Origin of the sequence: Kineosporia corallincola, from assembly GCF_018499875.1 — a bacterium.
Classification (GTDB): domain Bacteria; phylum Actinomycetota; class Actinomycetes; order Actinomycetales; family Kineosporiaceae; genus Kineosporia; species Kineosporia corallincola.
Genome location: NZ_JAHBAY010000004.1, coordinates 528,282 through 545,892 on the forward strand (window position 1 = coordinate 528,282; position 17,611 = coordinate 545,892).

General features: G+C 71.8%; 17 protein-coding genes. 11 read left to right on the forward strand and 6 right to left on the reverse strand.

The features are described 5' to 3' along the window. The first annotated feature begins 135 nt into the window (after nucleotides 1–135). The 4 genes from leuC to murA all read left to right on the forward strand — a co-directional run bounded on the left by leuC (nucleotide 136) and on the right by murA (nucleotide 4,799). Entirely contained in the window at nucleotides 136–1,596 is a 1,461-nt protein-coding gene (gene leuC / locus KIH74_RS12570) for a 3-isopropylmalate dehydratase large subunit (protein WP_214156053.1), read from the forward strand. A gap of 67 nt (nucleotides 1,597–1,663) precedes the next feature. Beyond that, entirely contained in the window at nucleotides 1,664–2,260 is a 597-nt protein-coding gene (gene leuD / locus KIH74_RS12575) for a 3-isopropylmalate dehydratase small subunit (RefSeq protein WP_214156054.1), read from the forward strand. A gap of 268 nt (nucleotides 2,261–2,528) precedes the next feature. Further along, entirely contained in the window at nucleotides 2,529–3,272 is a 744-nt protein-coding gene (locus tag KIH74_RS12580; protein ID WP_214156055.1) for an HU family DNA-binding protein, read from the forward strand. Nucleotides 3,273–3,479: 207 nt separating this feature from the next. Beyond that, nucleotides 3,480–4,799 carry a UDP-N-acetylglucosamine 1-carboxyvinyltransferase gene (murA, locus tag KIH74_RS12585; protein WP_214156056.1) on the forward strand — a complete coding sequence of 440 codons (1,320 nt, stop codon included), beginning with the start codon at nucleotides 3,480–3,482 and terminating at the stop codon, nucleotides 4,797–4,799. A gap of 75 nt (nucleotides 4,800–4,874) precedes the next feature. Here the strand turns inward: murA and KIH74_RS12590 are convergent, their stop codons facing one another. Together KIH74_RS12590 and cofC are read right to left on the reverse strand one after the other, a co-directional pair. Beyond that, complete coding sequence (locus KIH74_RS12590) at nucleotides 4,875–5,090, reverse strand: hypothetical protein (protein ID WP_214156057.1); 216 nt, start codon at nucleotides 5,088–5,090, stop codon at nucleotides 4,875–4,877. A 4-nt stretch (nucleotides 5,091–5,094) separates the two neighbouring features. Beyond that, nucleotides 5,095–5,874: a 2-phospho-L-lactate guanylyltransferase gene (gene cofC / locus KIH74_RS12595; RefSeq protein ID WP_214156058.1), complete on the reverse strand. Its 780-nt coding sequence runs from the start codon at nucleotides 5,872–5,874 to the stop codon at nucleotides 5,095–5,097. Between the two features lie 172 nt (nucleotides 5,875–6,046). On the opposite strand from cofC, the gene KIH74_RS12600 reads away from it, so the two are divergent. Together KIH74_RS12600 and KIH74_RS12605 are read left to right on the forward strand one after the other, a co-directional pair. Then, complete coding sequence (locus KIH74_RS12600; protein ID WP_214156059.1) at nucleotides 6,047–6,772, forward strand: lysophospholipid acyltransferase family protein; 726 nt, start codon at nucleotides 6,047–6,049, stop codon at nucleotides 6,770–6,772. After that, a complete protein-coding gene (locus tag KIH74_RS12605; RefSeq protein WP_214156060.1) occupies nucleotides 6,769–7,770 on the forward strand; it encodes an NAD(P)H-dependent glycerol-3-phosphate dehydrogenase in 1,002 nt (333 codons plus the stop codon). Before KIH74_RS12600 ends, KIH74_RS12605 begins: the two co-directional genes overlap by 4 nt. Before the next feature lie 3 nt (nucleotides 7,771–7,773). Here the strand turns inward: KIH74_RS12605 and KIH74_RS12610 are convergent, their stop codons facing one another. Then, nucleotides 7,774–8,934: a trans-sulfuration enzyme family protein gene (locus KIH74_RS12610; RefSeq protein ID WP_214156061.1), complete on the reverse strand. Its 1,161-nt coding sequence runs from the start codon at nucleotides 8,932–8,934 to the stop codon at nucleotides 7,774–7,776. Nucleotides 8,935–9,023: 89 nt separating this feature from the next. Here KIH74_RS12610 and KIH74_RS12615 point away from each other — a divergent pair, with 89 nt between their 5' ends. Beyond that, nucleotides 9,024–10,175, forward strand: a complete 1,152-nt coding sequence (locus KIH74_RS12615; protein ID WP_214156062.1) for a D-alanine--D-alanine ligase family protein — start codon at nucleotides 9,024–9,026, stop codon at nucleotides 10,173–10,175. 49 nt (nucleotides 10,176–10,224) lie between these two features. Here the strand turns inward: KIH74_RS12615 and KIH74_RS12620 are convergent, their stop codons facing one another. Both KIH74_RS12620 and KIH74_RS12625 read right to left on the reverse strand, forming a co-directional pair. Continuing rightward, the gene (locus KIH74_RS12620; RefSeq protein WP_214156063.1) at nucleotides 10,225–10,797 is read right to left on the reverse strand and encodes a DUF3515 family protein; all 573 of its coding nucleotides are present in this window, start codon (nucleotides 10,795–10,797) and stop codon (nucleotides 10,225–10,227) included. A 4-nt stretch (nucleotides 10,798–10,801) separates the two neighbouring features. Continuing rightward, nucleotides 10,802–11,035: an Lrp/AsnC family transcriptional regulator gene (locus tag KIH74_RS12625; protein ID WP_052533867.1), complete on the reverse strand. Its 234-nt coding sequence runs from the start codon at nucleotides 11,033–11,035 to the stop codon at nucleotides 10,802–10,804. A gap of 141 nt (nucleotides 11,036–11,176) precedes the next feature. On the opposite strand from KIH74_RS12625, the gene KIH74_RS12630 reads away from it, so the two are divergent. Next, entirely contained in the window at nucleotides 11,177–12,208 is a 1,032-nt protein-coding gene (locus KIH74_RS12630; RefSeq protein WP_214156064.1) for a thiamine-phosphate kinase, read from the forward strand. Between the two features lie 215 nt (nucleotides 12,209–12,423). On the opposite strand, the gene rpmB is transcribed toward KIH74_RS12630, so the two are convergent. Beyond that, the gene (gene rpmB, locus KIH74_RS12635; RefSeq protein WP_214156065.1) at nucleotides 12,424–12,609 is read right to left on the reverse strand and encodes a 50S ribosomal protein L28; all 186 of its coding nucleotides are present in this window, start codon (nucleotides 12,607–12,609) and stop codon (nucleotides 12,424–12,426) included. A gap of 296 nt (nucleotides 12,610–12,905) precedes the next feature. Between rpmB and KIH74_RS12640 the strand changes: the two genes are divergently transcribed. Genes KIH74_RS12640 through rsmD form a run of 3 tightly spaced genes read left to right on the forward strand, consistent with a single transcriptional unit; the run spans nucleotide 12,906 to nucleotide 17,611 of the window. Beyond that, the gene (locus KIH74_RS12640) at nucleotides 12,906–14,774 is read left to right on the forward strand and encodes a DAK2 domain-containing protein (RefSeq protein ID WP_214156066.1); all 1,869 of its coding nucleotides are present in this window, start codon (nucleotides 12,906–12,908) and stop codon (nucleotides 14,772–14,774) included. 57 nt (nucleotides 14,775–14,831) lie between these two features. Further along, nucleotides 14,832–17,033, forward strand: a complete 2,202-nt coding sequence (recG, locus tag KIH74_RS12645; RefSeq protein WP_214156067.1) for an ATP-dependent DNA helicase RecG — start codon at nucleotides 14,832–14,834, stop codon at nucleotides 17,031–17,033. A gap of 2 nt (nucleotides 17,034–17,035) precedes the next feature. Further along, nucleotides 17,036–17,611: a 16S rRNA (guanine(966)-N(2))-methyltransferase RsmD gene (gene rsmD / locus KIH74_RS12650; RefSeq protein WP_214156068.1), complete on the forward strand. Its 576-nt coding sequence runs from the start codon at nucleotides 17,036–17,038 to the stop codon at nucleotides 17,609–17,611.

Consider the following 17,611-nt stretch of genomic DNA (forward strand, 5'->3'; position numbering starts at 1 on the left):
GTACCGATACTGGCGTCTCACGAAGCGAGACGCAAGTCTGACGCCGGAATCGCAGGCCCGGGCACCGCGACGGTGCCCGGGGGAAACAGCCGAACGGGTTCGGAAGCACCCGATCCCGAATGGAGGATGATCAACGTGGGCCGCACTCTGGCGGAGAAGGTCTGGGAAGCGCACGTCGTGCGCGCCGGTTCGAACGGTGAGCCCGACCTGCTCTACATCGATCTCCACCTGCTGCACGAGGTCACCAGCCCGCAGGCGTTCGACGGGCTGCGGATGGCCGGGCGCGGCCTGCGCCGCACCGACCTCACCATCGCCACCGAGGATCACAACACCCCGACCCTCAACATCGACCAGCCGATCGCCGACCCGGTCAGCCGCACCCAGATCGAGACGCTGCGCCGCAACTGCGCCGAGTTCGGTGTGCGGCTGCACCCGCTGGGTGACCTGGACCAGGGCATCGTGCACGTGGTCGGCCCGCAGCTCGGGCTGACCCAGCCGGGTATGACCGTGGTCTGCGGAGATTCGCACACCTCCACGCACGGCGCCTTCGGGGCCCTGGCCTTCGGCATCGGCACCAGCGAGGTGGAGCACGTGATGGCCACCCAGACGCTGTCGCTGAAGCCGTTCCGCACCATGGCGATCAACGTGGACGGCGATCTGCCCGCCGGAACCAGCGCCAAGGACATCATTCTCGCCGTGATCGCGAAGATCGGTACCGGCGGTGGCCAGGGCTACGTGCTGGAGTACCGCGGCTCGGCCATCCGGGCGCTGTCGATGGAAGCCCGCATGACGATCTGCAACATGTCGATCGAGGCGGGTGCCCGGGCCGGCATGATCGCCCCGGACGACACCACGTTCGACTACGTGAAGGGCCGCCGGCACGCGCCGGAGGGCGAGGACTGGGACGCCGCCGTCGAGTACTGGCGCACGCTGCACACCGACGACGACGCGACCTTCGACGCCGAGGTGCACCTCTCCGCACCCGACCTGGAACCGTTCGTCACCTGGGGCACGAATCCCGGTCAGGGCTCGCCGCTCTCGGCCGTCGTGCCGGACCCGGCCCAGATCGAGGACGCCGACGCCCGGCAGGCCGCCGAGCGCGCCCTCACCTACATGGACCTGAAGGCCGGCACCCCGCTGCGCGAGATCGCCGTCGACACGGTGTTCATCGGCTCGTGCACGAACGGCCGGATCGAGGACCTACGTACGGCGGCAGCTGTCGTTCAGGGGCGGCAGAAGGCGGATTCGGTGCGGGTTCTGGTCGTGCCCGGCTCCGCCCGGGTGCGGCTCCAGGCCGAGTCCGAGGGGCTGGACAAGGTGTTCACCGACTTCGGCGCCGAGTGGCGGCAGGCCGGCTGCTCGATGTGCCTGGGCATGAACCCGGACCAGCTGGCGCCGGGCGAGCGCAGTGCCTCCACCTCGAACCGCAACTTCGAAGGACGGCAGGGAAAGGGCGGTCGCACGCACCTGGTCTCGCCGGCCGTGGCCGCCGCGACCGCCGTGCGCGGCACCCTGTCCTCGCCGGCCGACCTGGCGCCGTCCGGTGCGCCGGGACTCGAGGTCGCCTCCCAGGAAGGCGCTTCCGTCACTCGCTGAGCCCGCTCACAGCGTCGGCAGTTCCCGCCACCCACTCAAGTCTTCACAGCCAAAGGACCGCTCAATCATGGAGAAGTTCAGCACTCACACCGGTATCGGTGTCCCGCTGCGCCGCTCGAACGTGGACACCGACCAGATCATCCCGGCGGTGTACCTCAAGCGGGTGACCCGCACCGGATTCGAGGACGGCCTGTTCTCCGCCTGGCGCCAGGACCCCGAGTTCATCCTGAACCAGGATGCATACAAGGCCGGTTCGGTTCTGGTGGCCGGTCCCGACTTCGGCACCGGATCCAGCCGGGAGCACGCCGTCTGGGCCCTCAACGACTACGGCTTCCGGGCGGTCTTCAGCTCCCGGTTCGCCGACATCTTCCGGGGGAACTCGGGAAAGGCCGGCCTGCTCACCGGCATCGTCGAGCAGGCGGACATCGAGAAGCTGTGGGCGGCACTGGAAAGCCGCCCGGGCACCGAGGTGACCGTGGATCTGGTGGCCCGCAAGGCGGTCTGCGGTGACCTGACGGTCGACTTCGACGTCGACGACTACACCCGCTGGCGCCTGCTGGAGGGCCTGGACGACATCGGCCTGACCCTCCGGCACGTCGATGACGTGACTGCTTTCGAGTCGAATCGGCCACACTTCCTGCCGCGCACCCTGCCGGCCCGCTGACTGCCCTCCGGGCATCCGGTGACTGCCAACCGGAATCGCAATTCATAACCGGAATTCCTTCTGGGATAAAGGATTTCGGTTGACTCGGCGGCTTCCGCACAGCCTCTTCACCGAGGTGGGCGGGGGCCGCCGAGGGCGTTTGCCGGGGCGGTTTTGCCTTGAGACACAACGACAAAACCTCACTCTGTATTGGATTTATAGGCCGGATTGCGTTTACCTTCGTCTTCAACATCGGGCGTCCGCTCGATCCCGTGTACCGGAGGATGAAGTGAACAAGGCAGATATCGTCGAGATTCTCCAGGAGCGCCTGGGCGGCCGTCAGGCCGCGGCCGACGCGCTGGACGCCGTCATCGACACCATCACCCGCGCCGTCGTCCGCGGCGAGAAGGTGACGATCAGCGGCTTCGGTTCGTTCGAGAAGGCCGTCCGCAACGCGCGTACCGGCCGTAACCCGCGCACCGGCGAGAAGGTCCGCATCAAGAAGACCTCGGTCCCGCGCTTCCGCGCCGGCACGTCCTTCAAGGCGTACGTCGCCGAGCCGCGCACCCTGCCGAAGCCGGTCGCCGGTTCCACCCGCGCCGCCACCACGCGTGGCGTGGCCGCCGCCGCCAAGGCCGCCACCACGACCCGCAAGACGGCCGCCACCAAGGCCACCGCCACGAAGACGACGGCCGCGAAGAAGACCGCCACGAAGGCCACTCCGGCCAAGACCACGGCGACCCGGACCGCGGCGGCGAAGAAGACCACCGCCACCAAGGCCACCCCGGCGAAGACCACCGCGGCCGCGAAGAAGACCGCGACCAAGGCTCCCGCCGCGCGCAAGACCACCGCCACGAAGGCCACCCCGGCGAAGACCACGGCGGCGAAGACCACCGCGGCCAAGACCACCACGGCCCGCAAGACCGCCGCCAAGAAGACGGCGACCACCGCCAGCCGCACGGCCACCAAGGCCACCCCGGCGCCGACCGCCGCGAAGCGCACCACCACGCGTCGTCGCAGCACCAGCGCCTGATCTCGGCTGAGCAGCACCACCCCTCCACACGTGGTGGGCGACCCGGCAACTACCCGGGACGCCCACCACGTGGCCGTTTTGGCGCCGTCCGGGCCCGTTCCGGCGCCCGGCGTTCAAGCATCCGGCCACCTGCGCCGATGAGCAGCAGGTGAGGTCTTGGCGGGGCTGGAATTGGTGCCTGGCCGGTCGTGGTCCACGATGTGTTCCATGAACGACGTACTCACCGTGCACGGCGGCACCCCGCTGGTCGGCAGCATCCAGGTGCGAGGTGCCAAGAACCTGGTTTCCAAGGCCATGGTGGCCGCGCTTCTCGGTGACGAACCGAGCGTGCTGCGTAACGTTCCGGAGATCCGTGACGTCGGCGTCGTCAGCGGTCTGCTGGAGCTGCACGGCGTTCAGGTCGAGCAGGTTCCCGGCCCGGAGGGCGAACTCCGGCTGGATCCCAGCAATGTCATTCAGGCGCATGTCGCCGACATCGACGCGCACGCCGGTTCCAGCCGAATCCCCATTCTTTTCTGTGGTCCTCTGCTTCACCGTCTGGGCGAGGCATTCATTCCCGATCTCGGCGGCTGCCGGATCGGCGACCGCCCGATCAATTACCACCTCGACGTGCTGAGGCAATTCGGCGCGGTCGTCGACAAGCAGCCGAACGGAATTGCGCTGCGCGCCCCGCGCCGGCTCCAGGGCACCAAGGTCAAGCTGGCCTACCCGAGCGTCGGTGCCACCGAGCAGGTTCTGCTGACCAGCGTTCTGGCCGAGGGCGTCACCGAACTCACCAACGCCGCCATCGAGCCCGAGATCATGGACCTGATCGCGGTGCTCCAGAAGATGGGCGCCATCATCAGCGTCGACACCGACCGGGCCATCCGGATCGAAGGCGTCGACCGGCTCGGCGGTTTCACCCACCGGGCCATGCCCGACCGGATGGAGGCCGCGAGCTGGGCCAGCGCCGCGCTGGCCACCAAGGGCGACATCACCGTGCTGGGCGCGCGCCAGCAGGAGATGATGACCTACCTGAACGTGTTCCGTAAGGTCGGAGGCGTTCTCGACATCGGTGACGACGGCATCCGGTTCAGCCACCCGGGCGGTGCGCTGAACTCGCTGGTACTCGAGACCGACGTGCACCCGGGCTTCGGCACCGACTGGCAGCAGCCGCTGGTGGTCGCGCTGACCCAGGCCAGTGGCCTGTCCATCGTGCACGAGACGGTCTACGAGAACCGGCTCGGCTTCACCCACGCGCTCAGCGAGATGGGCGCCCAGATCCAGCTCTACCGGGAGTGCCTGGGTGGCCGGCCGTGCCGCTTCGGCCAGCGCAACTTCCAGCACTCGGCGGTCATCTCCGGTCCGGCCAAGCTGCACGGCGCCGACATCACGGTGCCCGACCTGCGCGGCGGGTTCAGCCACCTGATCGCGGCGCTGGCGGCCGAGGGCACCTCGCGGGTGCGCGGGATCGGCCTGATCGACCGTGGTTACGAGCACTTCCAGCAGAAGCTCCAGATGCTCGGCGCGAACTACGAGCGCAGCTGAGCGTTCCGCACACGGTGAATCCCCGGTGGCCGCACGGCCGCCGGGGATTTCTTTTTCAATGGTGGACGACGAGGGCTACGGCTGCGGGCGCGGCGCCGTGCCGATGGTTCCCAGCGCCAGGGCCACGATCTCGTCGCCCTCGCGGGTGGCGGTCAGCCGCTGGCCGGGCCGCAGGTGCCGCAGCCCGCTGTGTTCCAGGGCGCGGGCGGTGAAGGGCAGCACGTCGCCGGAATCGGTGAGCACGGAACCCGACCCGGTGCCCGGGTCGTAGCGGTACACGGTGGCCTGCACGCGATCAGCCTAGGGCCAGGACGGCACGGGTGCGGGGGCCCAGCCCGAACTCGGTGGCCCGGGCCAGGTCTGCCGGGGTGTCCACGTCGCGGCGCAGGGTGGGCAGGTCGAGGTCGAGCCGCCGGGCGCCCGACGCGGCGTGCAGCCGGGCCGATTCCGGGCCGAACGACGGAACCATCGCGGCCGGGCCGGCGGCGGCCAGAAGTACGGTGCCGATGCCGTCCGCGTCCGGCACGAAGGCCATCCCCGGACGCTGTGACACCGCTGTCAGCGTCTCCCAGGCGGTCTGGAGCGCCTGGTCCAGTTCCGCCGGGCGCAGGGCCGGGAGGTCGCCCAGCAGGACCGCACACGGCCCCTCCAGCCCGGCCAGGCCGTCAGCGATCGCCGCGAGCAGCCCGGTGCCGGGCCGGGTCTCGGGCCGGACCACGGCGCCGGCCGCGGCGGCCGGGACGGCCAGGGCCGGGTCGGCGGTGACCACGACGACCTGCCCGACGAGCCGTGCGGCCAGCACCGCGTCCAGGCAGTCCAGGGCGATCGCGCTGGCCAGCCCGGTGTGCCCGGCCGGCCGGGATCCCGCGGACAGCCGCGATTTCGCCTGCGGGCCGCCCTTGAACGGCAGCACCACCGTCCAGCGGGCGTCCACCGCCCGGGCGTCCGTGGGCCGGATGTCTGTGCGCTGGGCGTCCGACGGCGGCTCCGGCTCGAAGCCGTGCCCGTGGCCGGAACCCGGCCGGGCACCGGGAGATACGCCGCGAGTGCCGGGGCCGGCGACGTCCTCGATCATGGTGGTCGACTCCTGATGGTCGCTGGAGGGTGCTGACGGGCGGGGCTGGGCCGGTTGACGGCAAGATGGTCTGATGGCGTCGTGCCGTTGCTGCTGTTGCGCGGTGCTCTCGATACGGAAAGGTGGAACCCGGGTGAGGTGGCGGAGGATCGGGCCCGCGTACCGCTTTGCCGTGATCGTGCTCAAGCCGATCCTGCTGGTGCTGACGAAGACGAACTGGCGGGGCGCAGAAAATCTTCCGGCCACCGGTGGCGTGGTCACGGTGGCCAACCACGTCTCCCAACTCGATCCGTTCACCTTCGCGCACTTCGTGTACGAGGCCGGGCGGCTGCCCCGCTTCATGGCCAAGGAGAGCGTGTTCCGGGTGCCCCTGCTCGGCCGGGTGGTGCGCGGCGCCCGGCAGATCCCCGTGCACCGTGGCACGGGTGACGCCGGAGCAGCCTACTTCTCCGCGGTGCAGGCGGTCCGGGAAGGTGACTGCGTCTCGTTCTTCCCGGAGGGCACCCTCACCCGCGACCCGGACCTGTGGCCGATGCGGGGCCGGACCGGCGCCGTGCGGGTGGCCCTGGAGACCGGGGCCCCGCTGATCCCGATCGCGCAGTGGGGAGCTCACGAGATCTACCCGCCGTACGGAAAACGCCTGCACGTGTTTCCCCGGCACACCGTCACCGTGGTCGCCGGCCCGCCGGTCGATCTCGCCCGGTGGGCCGGGCGGCCGCTCACCGCCGCCCTGCTGGCCGAGGCCACCGAGCAGGTGATGGACGAGCTGACCGCGATGCTCGCGCAGATCCGCGGCGAACCGGCGCCCGCGCGGCGTCACGACCCCAGAACCGGCGGGAAACCGCAGTACGGCAACCCGAACCCGAAGTCAGACAAGCGGAAGAGGTCAGAAGAATGAGTCGCGTCGCGGTGATGGGCACCGGATCGTGGGGCACCACTTTCGCCATGGTTCTCGCCGATGCCGGCGCCGAGGTGACGATGTGGGGCCGTCGCGCCGAGGTCTGCGCTGACATCGCCCTGCGCCACCAGAACCCGGACTACCTGCCGGGACTCGACCTGCCGGTGTCGATCACGGCGACCCCCGACCCGGCGGCCGCGCTGGAGCGCGCGGACATCGTCGTCCTCGCGGTTCCCTCGCAGACGCTGCGCACGAACCTGGCCGCGTGGAAGCCGCTGATCGGGCCGTCCGCGGTGACCGTGAGCCTGATGAAAGGCGTTGAGGACGGCACCCTGCGGCGGATGAGCGAGGTGATCGGCGAGGTGCTGGAGATCGGCCCCGAGCGCAACGTCGTGGTCTCCGGTCCCAACCTGGCCGCCGAGATCGCCGCCCGGCAGCCGACCGCCACCGTCGTCGCCTGCACCGACCACGCCTCCGCCGAGCTGGTCGCCGCGGCCTGCTACGCGCCCTACTTCCGGCCCTACACCAACCACGACGTGATCGGCGTGGAACTGTCCGGAGCGGTGAAGAACGCGATCGCCCTGGCCGTGGGCATGGTCGAGGGGATGGGCCTGGGCGACAACTCGAAGGCCTCGATCATCACCCGTGGCCTGGCCGAGATCACCCGCCTGGGGGTGGCTCTCGGCGCCGAGCCGGCCACCTTCGCCGGCCTGGCCGGGATGGGCGACCTGGTGGCCACCTGCGCCTCGCCGTTGTCGCGCAACCGCTCGTTCGGCGTGCACCTGGGCCGGGGCATGAGCGTGGACGAGGTCATCGCCATCACCAACCGCACCGCGGAGGGTGTGAAGAGCGCGGGCCCGATCCTCGACCTGGCCCGCGCCCACGGCGTGGACATGCCGATCACCGAGGCCGTCACCGGCGTGGTGCGCGGCGAGCTGCCGCTCTCGGAACTGGCCCAGAGCCTGCTCTCCCGGCGCCGCAAGTCCGAGTTCGCCTGATCCTCAGTCCTTCTTCACCGCGGCGTCGAGGGCCTGCGACAGGTCGGCCCACAGGTCCTCGACGTCTTCGATGCCGGTGGACAGCCGGATGAGTGACTCCGGCACCAGGGGCGATTCGGCGCTCTGCCGGCGCCGTCGCTCCAGTGTCGACTCCACCCCACCCAGGCTGGTGGCGTTCACCCACAGCCGGGCGGCGGCCCCGACCCGCTCCGCCTGCTCGGCGTCCCCGCGCAGCTCGAACGACAGCATCGCGCCGAAACCCCGCATCTGCGAGCGGGCCAGCTCGTGACCGGGATCGCCGGGCAGGCCCGGGTACCGCACCCGGGAGACGGCCGGATGGGTGGTCAGGCGCCGGGCCAGCTCGGCCGCGTTGGCGCTCGCCCGCTCCACCCGCAGGGCCAGGGTGCGCACCCCGCGCAGCGCCAGCCAGGCCTCCATCGGTCCCGGGATCGCGCCGTTCAGCGTGCGGTGCCCGTGCAACCGGCCGAAAAGCTCGTCGTCCTCACCGGTCTCGGTGACAACGATGCCGAGCAGGACGTCGGAGTGACCGCTCAGGTACTTCGTCGCGGAGTGCACCACCAGGTGCGCGCCGAGTGACAGGGGTTGCTGCAAAAGGGGAGTCGCGAAGGTGTTGTCGACCGCGGTCAGCACGTCGCGTTCGCGCGCGGCGGCGAGGATCGCCCGCAGGTCCGCGACGTCCATGAGCGGATTCGTCGGGCTCTCCAGCACGATCAGGTCGGCACCGTCGAGCGCCGCCACCACGGCCGCGGTGTCGGCCACCGGCACCGCGCGCACGCCCAGCCGGCCGGTCCGGGCGAGTTCACCCGCCAGCTGGGCGGTTCCGGAGTAGGGCGCGTCGGGGATCACCACGGTGCCGCCCTGGGGCACCAGCCCGAGCACCGCCGAGATCGCCGCCATGCCGGAGGCGAACGCCAGCCCCCGGCCGCCCTCCAGGGTTCCGAGCGTCTCCTCCAGCGCGGTCCAGGTCGGGTTGGACCAGCGGCCGTAGCCCAGATCGCCCGGCTGGAGGGCGAAGTCGGAGGCGGTGTAGGTGGAGGTGAGCACCACCGGCACGTTCATCGGCTGGTTCGGGCCGGCCGGCGGCCGGCCCGCGGTGACCACGACCGTCGCCGGCGCCGGCCCGGTGTGCGAGGAGTCGCTCATACGCACAGCGTAGTTGTCGCCCGGGAGGGTTCCCCGGTGCGGGACTCGGCGCGGATCGCAGGGCTCCGGGACCGGTACTCTCGCCGGTCATGGACGCAATCCTGCCCGTGGGTGCCACGGATTCGGAAAACCCGGCCCCTCGCAAGCCGCGGGTGGCCGTGCTCTTCGGCGGGCGCTCGAGCGAGCACGCGGTCAGCTGTGCCACCGCCTCGTCGGTGCTGGGCGCCATCGACCGGGACGCCTACGAGGTGATCCCGATCGGGGTGACCCGCACCGGCCGCTGGGTGCTGGCCGCCGACGACCCGGACCGCTGGGCGATCACCGCCGGCGTGCTGCCCGAGGTGAAGGACGGCGACGGCCCCGGCGTCATCGCCCCCGTGCAGACCACCGACTCGACGCTCCAGGTGCTGGAGCACGGCCAGGTGCCGCGCGAGCTGGGTCAGGTCGACGTGGTGTTCCCGCTGCTGCACGGCCCGTTCGGTGAGGACGGCACGTTGCAGGGCCTGCTCGAGCTGACCGACGTGCGCTACGTCGGCGCCGGGGTGCTGGCCTCCGCGGCGAGCATGGACAAGGCCGTGATGAAGGTCATGCTGAAGGGTTCCGGCCTGCCGATCGGCGAGTACCTGGTGGTGCGGCCCGGTCAGTGGCAGCACGACCCGGACGGCGTGCGCGACGACGTGGAGGAGCTCGGCTGGCCGGTGTTCGTGAAGCCGGCCCGGGCCGGTTCCAGCGTCGGCATCAGCAAGGTGGACGGCCCGGAGGGGCTCGACGCCGCGATCGCCGAGGCGTTGCAGCACGACCGCAAGCTGGTGATCGAGGCGTCGGTGGTCGGCCGGGAGATCGAGTGCGCGGTGCTCCAGTCGTCCGACGGGAGTGTCGCCACCAGTCTGCCCGGTGAGATCGAGTTCGTCGGGGGTCACGACTTCTACGACTTCGAGGCCAAGTACCTGGACGGCACCACCAAGCTGTCCTGCCCGGCCGATCTGCCCGCCGACGTGCTGGACCGGGTGCGCGAGCTGTCGGTGCGCACCTTCGAGGCGATGAACTGCGAGGGCCTGGCCCGCGTCGACTTCTTCGTGCTGGCCGACGGCAGCGTGGTGGTGAACGAGATCAACACGATGCCGGGCTTCACCAGCTCGTCGATGTACCCGCGGATGTGGGCCGCGACCGGCCTGGACTACCCGGAGCTGATCGACCGGCTGATCCGGACCGCTCTGGCCCGTCCCACCGGCCTGCGCTGACCGAATACCGCCCCAGGGGCCGGTTCCGGATGTCCGGGACCGGCCCTCGTCAGTTCGTGGCCGTGGTCGCGCTGCTGCCGGGAACGGTGTCGGTGACGTCGTAGCAACGGCGTTCGGTGGTGTCGAGCTCGGCCACCGCGTCGTTCAGGTCGGCCAGGGCGCCGGTGGCGGAGGAACGCTCCACCGAGCTCGGCACCCGCACCAGCACGGCCGGGTCACGGCCGTAGGTGAGAAAGTTGTAGCTGTCGTCGCTCTCGGTGAACACCCAGGAGACGTCGTCCACCTCGATGCACTCGTCGGTGGTCGGGCCGGTCGGGGTCGCCCCGCAGCTCAGCGAGATCGCCGGGTCGCCCCAGCGGGCGATGCCCCGGGGCTGCTCACCGGTGTCGCGGGCCAGCGACAGCACCGTCGCGGGCAGCCGGTCGAGCAGGTCGGTGCAGGCGGCGTCGGCGGCATCGGGACCGGGGGTGAGGGCAGCGGCCTCTTCGCCGTCCCCTGTTGCCGATCCCGAGCCGCAGGCCGCCAGCACCACGGCCGCCCCGAGAGCCACGGGCACAGCGATCAGGGCCCGGCGCCGAGGCCGGACCCTGATCTGCCCGATGTCACGCAGGACGCGGCGCATCAGCTCACATCTTCACAACGGTGCAGGTGAGCGTGCGGGTAATGCCCTTCACGTCCTGGATCTTCGCGATCACACCCTGGCCGAGCTCGTCGACGGAGGGCGCCTCGATCCGGGCGATGACGTCATAGGGACCCGTGACGTCCTCGGCCAAGGTCACGCCAGGGATCTGAGCGATCTCCGTGACGATGGACGTCGAGCGCCCGACCTCGGTCTGGATCAAGATGTAAGCCTGCACCACCACGTGTTTCTCCTGTCCGAACTGCCTGAGGGTCTCCAGAGGCTCCACGGTGCGGGCCGACTCAGACATTGGGCGGTCACGCTACCGTGTCGATCGACTGGCGCAGCAGAGGGTTCGCCGGATCGAGACTGAAGGTTGGGTATGGATTTAGCGACGTCCGGGGGTGAACCGGAACGTTTCGGTCCGACGATCGGCACTCTGGGTGAGGACGCCCTCGTTTCCGGTGTCATCGATCGTTACCCTTCCGCGCCCTGGCTCACGGTCGGCCCGGGTGACGACGCAGCAGTTCTGGACCTGACCGGAAGCCTGGCCGGGCCGCTGATCGCCTGCACCGACACGATTGTCGAGGGTCAGGACTTTCTGCGGCACTGGTCGACAGCCCGTGACATCGGGATCAAGGTGGCGGCGCAGAACTTCGCGGATGTCGCGGCCATGGGTGGCAGGCCTCACACACTTCTCGTGAGTCTGACCACTCCCGCAGATGTCCCGGCGGGGTGGGCCAACTCGCTCGCGGACGGTCTGGCGGCCGAATGTTCCCGGGCCGGGGCGGTGGTGGCCGGGGGAGACGTGTCGTCGGGTGCGGAGATCGCCGTCACCGGCACCGCGCTGGGCACTCTCGCGGTTCCCCGCGCGGTGCTGCGGTCGGGGGCCCGGCCCGGCGACCTGATCGCGGTGACACCCGGCAGCGGACGCTCGGCGGCCGGCTGGGCACTGTTGCGGGCGGGGCTGCGGGACGTCGAGGACCCGGTGCTGGCCGCGCTCGTGCGCGAGCACCGCGCCCCGGTGCCGCCCTACCCGGCCGGGGTGGAGGCGGCGCTGGCCGGGGCGAGCGCGATGATCGACACCAGCGACGGCCTGGTGCGTGACGCACTGCGTGTGGCCAGGGCCTCCGGGGCGGTGCTCGACCTCGATCCGGACGCCCTGCGCCCCTCGGCCGACCTGTTGCGGGCGGCCTCGGTGCTCGGGTCGGCCGCGGGCTCCGAGCCGGAGCCCGACCCGCGGGACTGGGTGCTCACCGGTGGTGAGGACCACGCCCTGCTGGCCTGTTTCCCGCCCTCGGCCGTGGTGCCCGCGGCGTTCGGCGTGATCGGCCGGGTGCGGTCCGGGGAGCCGGGCGTGTGGCTGGGAGGACGCCCGTTCACCGGTGAGGGCGGCTGGCGGCACTGGAGCTGACCGGCTTCTGGGCGACCCGGGGTGGGTCCTGCGCGTACGCGGTCCCACCCCGGCCGGCTCGCCTCCGAGGGATCCGGCTCTCGGGTCGCCCACCCCGGGCGGCCCGGCTCGCGGGATTCACTCGATCGGGTGAGCCGAACCCGTCTGCTGCCGGGGCAAAACGACGACCGCCGGGCTCCCTGGTGGGAACGCCCGGCGGTCGTCGGAGTGGGGAGTCAGCGGCTGACCTTGCCCGCCTTCAGGCAGGAGGTGCAGACGTTGATCCGCTGCGGCGTGCCGCCCACGGTGGTGCGGACGCGCTGGATGTTCGGGTTCCAGCGGCGCTTCGTCCGGCGGTGCGAGTGGGAGACGCTGAAGCCGAAGCCCGGTCCCTTCTTGCAGACGTCGCAGTTGGCGGCCACGGTGATCTCCTGGGGTCATTGAACTGAATGCTTCTTGCGGGCGGTCGTTCTCTGCATGCCCGGCGCTGGTCGGCAGCCGCAGGCAGCGATGGCCTACCACGCTCCCGAGCAGAGTAGCCGAACCCTGTCGCGCTTCCCAAACCGGCGCCGTGTCGGTCCGCGTTCGCCGGGTGACCAGGAAGGGCGGAAAGTGGCGTAGTCGGATGAACGGCGCATGAATGGCCGGTGGGCCGGGGCGGCGGATACTGTCCGGCGAATGGTGTCCGATCCGGTTCCGGTGGTGAGGGAGGGCTGAGGTGCTGAACGTTCTCGATCCTCCGGCCGCGCGGCGCTGGGCGCTGACCGCGCTGGGGGCGCTCGCCGACGCCCGCGAGGAGATCGACGCCCTCAACGTGTTCCCGGTGCCGGACGGCGACACCGGCACCAACATGTACCTGACCCTGGAGGCCGCGGTCGCCGCGGCGCAGACCCTGCCCCCGCACGCGCCGGTGGCCGAGGTGGCCGACGCCTTCGCCCGGGGCGCGCTGCTGGGGGCCCGGGGCAACTCCGGCGTGATCGGCGCGCAGCTGCTGCGCGGCTGGGCCCAGGTGCTCGCCACGCACAGCGAACTCACCACCCGCACCGCCGTCGAGTGCTTCCGGCGGGCCGACGAGCAGGCCTGGAAGGCCGTGCACCTCCCGGTCGAGGGCACGATGCTGTCGGTCAGCCGGGCCGCGGCGCTGGCCGCGCGGGAGGCGGCGGGCCCGGACTGCGACGGTGACCTGGACACGGTGATCAGCGCCGCCGCCGAGGCGGCCCGGCTGGCCCTGGCCCGCACCCCGGTGCAGCTGCCGGCGCTGGCCGCGGCCGGTGTGGTGGACGCCGGTGGCCGCGGTCTGGTGGTTCTGCTCGACACCCTGGCCGAGGTGGTGCTGGCCGGCCGGCACCCGCACCGCCGGCACCGTCAGCACCGCCGTCGGCGTCCGGCCAATCTGCCCGCCCTCGACTTCGCGGCCTGCCTCGGCCCGGTGCCGGTGGCCCCGGCCACCCCGGCGATCGGGGTGCCGGTGCTGCGGCGGGGGGCCGGCGACCGGCACGGCCGCAGAACCGGGGGCCCGTCCGGGCCCGGCGCGCACGACCGGTCCCACCCGGCGACCGGCCCGGCGGCCACACCGCCCCTGTCACTCGGTCACTGCGCGCACGCCGAGGCACCGGAGCCAGGGCAGGACGAGGTGTTCGCCGTCCCCACGCGGCCCGGCCCGCAGCTGTACGAGGTGATGTTTCTGCTCGACACCGATCCGGAGCGCGGTGACGCCCTGGTGGACGAGCTGCGCACCGGGCTGGACCGGCTCGGCGACTCGCTGGTGATCGTGGGCGGACCGGACCTGTGGCAGGTCCATGTGCACGTGGAGGACGCCGGTGCGGCCGTGGAACGCGCGCTCGGGGCCGGGCACCCGCACCGGATCCGCATCACCCATCTCGGCCCGGGCGCTCCCGGCCCGGCCCCGGCGGAATCCCGCACCCGCACGAACGGCCTGGTGGCCTGCGCCGCCGGGCCCGGTCTCGCCGCCCTGTTCGAGAGCACGGGGGCGACGGTGGTGGCCGGCGGCCCCGGGCGCCGTCCCTCGACCGCCGCGGTGCTCGCCGCGATCCGCCGCACCGGGGCGAGCGACGTGGCCGTGCTGCCGAACGACGCGGACACGCTCAGCGTCGCCCGCATCGCCGCCGCCTCGGCCCGCACCGAGGGCGTGCGGGTGACCGTGGTGCCGACCCGGGCCCAGGTGCAGGGACTGGCCGCCGCCGCGGTGCACGACCCGCACCGCCGGTTCGACGACGACGTGGTGTCGATGTCGGCCGCGGCCGGCGGGGCCCGCGACGGCGCCGTCACCGTGGCCGCCCGGAATGGACTCACCAGCGCGGGGGAGTGCAGGATCGGGGACGCGCTCGGGGTGGTCGACGGTGACTTCGCGGTGCTCGGCGACGACCTGACCGCCGTCGCCGTCGAGGTCCTGGACCGGTTGCTGGCCTCCGGCGGGGAGCTGGTCACCATCGTTGTCGGTGCCGGGGGGCATGATGCCCTTGCCCGCTCGGTGGCGGCGCACGCCCGCGGTCTCGGCCGGGGACTGGAGGTGAACGTCGTGGACGGCGGTCAGCCCCGGTACCCGCTCCTGATCGGGGTGGAGTGATCTCGAGGAACAGTCAGGGGTGAGCGCTCGGTGGCGACAGCGGGGCCGGACGAATCGATGCCGGAACGTCTCAGGGAGTCGCTGACCAAGGTGCTCGGCAGCCGCACCGCCAAGGTGCTGGAGCGCGAGCTCGGTCTGGAGACGGTCAACGACCTGCTGCGGCACTACCCGCGCCGCTACATGGAGCTGGGCGAGCTCACCCCGATCGACTCGCTGCCCGAGGACGTGCCGGTCAGCCTGGTCGCCGAGGTGCGCAAGGTCAGCGTGCGCGAGATGAAGACCCGGCGCAGCAAGATCATGACCGTCGAGGTCACCGACGGGCACGGCTCGCTCGACCTGACGTTCTTCAACAACGTGTTCAAGCCGCAGAAAGAGCTCACCGTCGGCCGGCGGGCGCTGTTCAGCGGCAAGGTGTCGCGCTACCAGAACCGCAAGCAGCTGGCCCAGCCGATGTACGAGCTGCTCGACGACGAGTCGCAGATGACCGAGGACGAGATCCAGCAGCGCCTGGTCATGCCGCTGCCGATCTACCCGGCCACCGGCAAGGTCGGTTCCACGCTCATCCGTAACTCGATCCGCCCGGTGCTCGACACGCTGCCGAAAGACCTGCCCGACCCGGTGCCGGACCGGGTCCGGGCGAAACTCGGCCTGATCGGCCTGAGCTCGGCACTGCGGCAGATCCACGCCCCCGGCGACCGGGCCCAGCTGGCGGCGGCGCAGCGGCGGCTGAAGTTCGAGGAGGCGTTCGTGCTCCAGACCCTGCTGGTCTGGCGCAAGGCCACCGACCGGCAGCAGCAGGCCACCCCGCGCGACCACGTGCCCGGCGGGTTTCTCGACGCCCTCGACGAGCGGCTGCCGTTCGAGCTGACCGAGGGGCAGAAGAAGGTGGGCGACGAGATCGCCGCCGACCTGTCGCAGGAACACCCGATGCACCGGCTGCTCCAGGGCGAGGTCGGCTCGGGCAAGACGCTGGTGGCGCTGCGGGCGATGGCCCGGGTGGTCGACTCCGGCGGCCAGGCCGCGCTGCTGGCCCCCACCGAGGTGCTCGCCGTGCAGCACCACCGCTCGATCAGCGCGATGCTCGGCGACCTGGCCGCGGGCGGCATGCTCGGCGGCGACGACCGGGGCACCCGGGTCACGCTGCTCACCGGCTCGATGAACACGGCCACCCGGCGCAAGGCGCTGCTGGAGGTGGCCTCCGGCGACGCCGGCATCGTGGTCGGCACCCACGCCCTCATCCAGGACACCGTGCAGTTCTCCGACCTGGGCCTGGTGGTGGTCGACGAGCAGCACCGGTTCGGCGTGGAGCAGCGTGACGCGTTGCGGCAGAAGGGGAAGAACACCCCGCACCTGCTGGTGATGACCGCCACGCCGATCCCGCGCACGGTCGCCATGACGGTGTTCGGCGACCTGGAGACGTCGGTGCTCGACCAGCTCCCGGCCGGGCGCAGCGAGATCCAGACCCACGTGGTGCCGGTGCGCGACGAGCGCTGGCTCAGCCGTACCTGGCAGCGGGTGGCGGAGGAGTGCCGGGCCGGGCACCAGGCCTACGTGGTCTGCGCCCGGATCGGCGAGGACGAGTCCGAGGACGACGTCGACCCGGTGGACGACGACCGGCTCGAGCTGAAGCTCGGCGACGAGAAGCGCCCGGCCGCCGCCGCGATCGACGTGCTGGCGGCCCTGCGGGTCCAGCCGGAGCTGGACGGCCTGGTGATCGAGATGCTGCACGGCCGGATGCCCGCGGACGAGCGGGAGGAGGTGATGCGCCGGTTCTCCGCCAACGAGGTGCACGTGCTGGTCGCCACCACGGTGATCGAGGTCGGTGTGGACGTGCCGAACGCCACCGCGATGGTGATCACCGATGCCGACCGGTTCGGGGTGTCGCAGCTGCACCAGCTGCGCGGCCGGGTCGGCCGGGGCGCGGCGGCGGGCGTCTGCCTGCTGCTCACCGAGGCCGGGCAGGGGCCCTCGCTGGACCGGTTGCGGGCGGTGGAGAGCACCCGCGACGGCTTCGAGCTGGCTCGCATCGACCTGGAGACCCGCCGTGAGGGAGACGTGCTGGGCTCGAAGCAGTCCGGCCTGAACTCCTCGCTGAAGCTGCTGCGGGTGCTGCGCGACGAGAAGGTCATCGTGGAGGCCCGGGCCGCGGCCACCGAGCTGCTCGACGAAGACGTGCGGCTGCGGGCCCATCCGCAGCTGGTGGCCGCACTGCGACCGTGGGTCGGTTCCGACCGCGCGGCCTTCCTGGATCGGGGTTAGTGATGAGCAGGATCGTGTCCGGCGTCGCCGGTGGCCGCCGGCTGGTGGTGCCCAGGGGCGGCGCCACCCGCCCCACCAGCGAACGCGTGCGGGAGGCCCTGTTCGGGTCGCTCGACGCTCGTGACCTGGTGCGGGGGGTGCCCGTGCTCGACCTGTTCTGCGGTTCCGGCGCCCTCGGCCTGGAGGCGATGAGCCGCGGGGCCACCCAGGGGGTGCTGGTGGACGCCGGAAAACCGGCTGTCGACGCCGCCCGCAAGAACGTGGCCACGCTCGGTCTCTCCGATGTCGCGGTGGTGCACTCGCCCGTGCAGAAGTACCTCGACGGCCGCCCGGCCCTGGCCGCCGGCCTGGTGTTCGCCGACCCGCCGTACCCGCTGGACGAGGACGAGCTGGCGTCCCTGCTGGCGTCCCTGGCCGGCCGGGGCTGGCTGGCGCCCGACGCCACCGTGGTGGTGGAGCGCAGCCGCCGGTCGCCGGAACCGCGCTGGCCGGCCGGGCTGCACCGGGAGAAGGAACGCCGCTACGGCGAGACGACGATCTGGCAGGCGGTGTGGGACCCGGAGCCCTCGTCGTCCTGA

What these genes read in the sequence shown, in the direction of transcription:
- cofC (WP_214156058.1), bottom strand. Translation starts at nt 5,874, where the DNA reads ATGATCGAGGACGTCGCCGGCCCCGGCACTCGCGGCGTATCTCCCGGT.
- KIH74_RS12610 (WP_214156061.1), bottom strand. Translation starts at nt 8,934, where the DNA reads ATGAGCGACTCCTCGCACACCGGGCCGGCGCCGGCGACGGTCGTGGTC.
- rsmD (WP_214156068.1), top strand. Translation starts at nt 17,036, where the DNA reads ATGAGCAGGATCGTGTCCGGCGTCGCCGGTGGCCGCCGGCTGGTGGTG.
- KIH74_RS12630 (WP_214156064.1), top strand. Translation starts at nt 11,177, where the DNA reads ATGGATTTAGCGACGTCCGGGGGTGAACCGGAACGTTTCGGTCCGACG.
- KIH74_RS12620 (WP_214156063.1), bottom strand. Translation starts at nt 10,797, where the DNA reads ATGCGCCGCGTCCTGCGTGACATCGGGCAGATCAGGGTCCGGCCTCGG.
- murA (WP_214156056.1), top strand. Translation starts at nt 3,480, where the DNA reads ATGAACGACGTACTCACCGTGCACGGCGGCACCCCGCTGGTCGGCAGC.
- KIH74_RS12605 (WP_214156060.1), top strand. Translation starts at nt 6,769, where the DNA reads ATGAGTCGCGTCGCGGTGATGGGCACCGGATCGTGGGGCACCACTTTC.
- KIH74_RS12615 (WP_214156062.1), top strand. Translation starts at nt 9,024, where the DNA reads ATGGACGCAATCCTGCCCGTGGGTGCCACGGATTCGGAAAACCCGGCC.
- leuD (WP_214156054.1), top strand. Translation starts at nt 1,664, where the DNA reads ATGGAGAAGTTCAGCACTCACACCGGTATCGGTGTCCCGCTGCGCCGC.
- recG (WP_214156067.1), top strand. Translation starts at nt 14,832, where the DNA reads ATGCCGGAACGTCTCAGGGAGTCGCTGACCAAGGTGCTCGGCAGCCGC.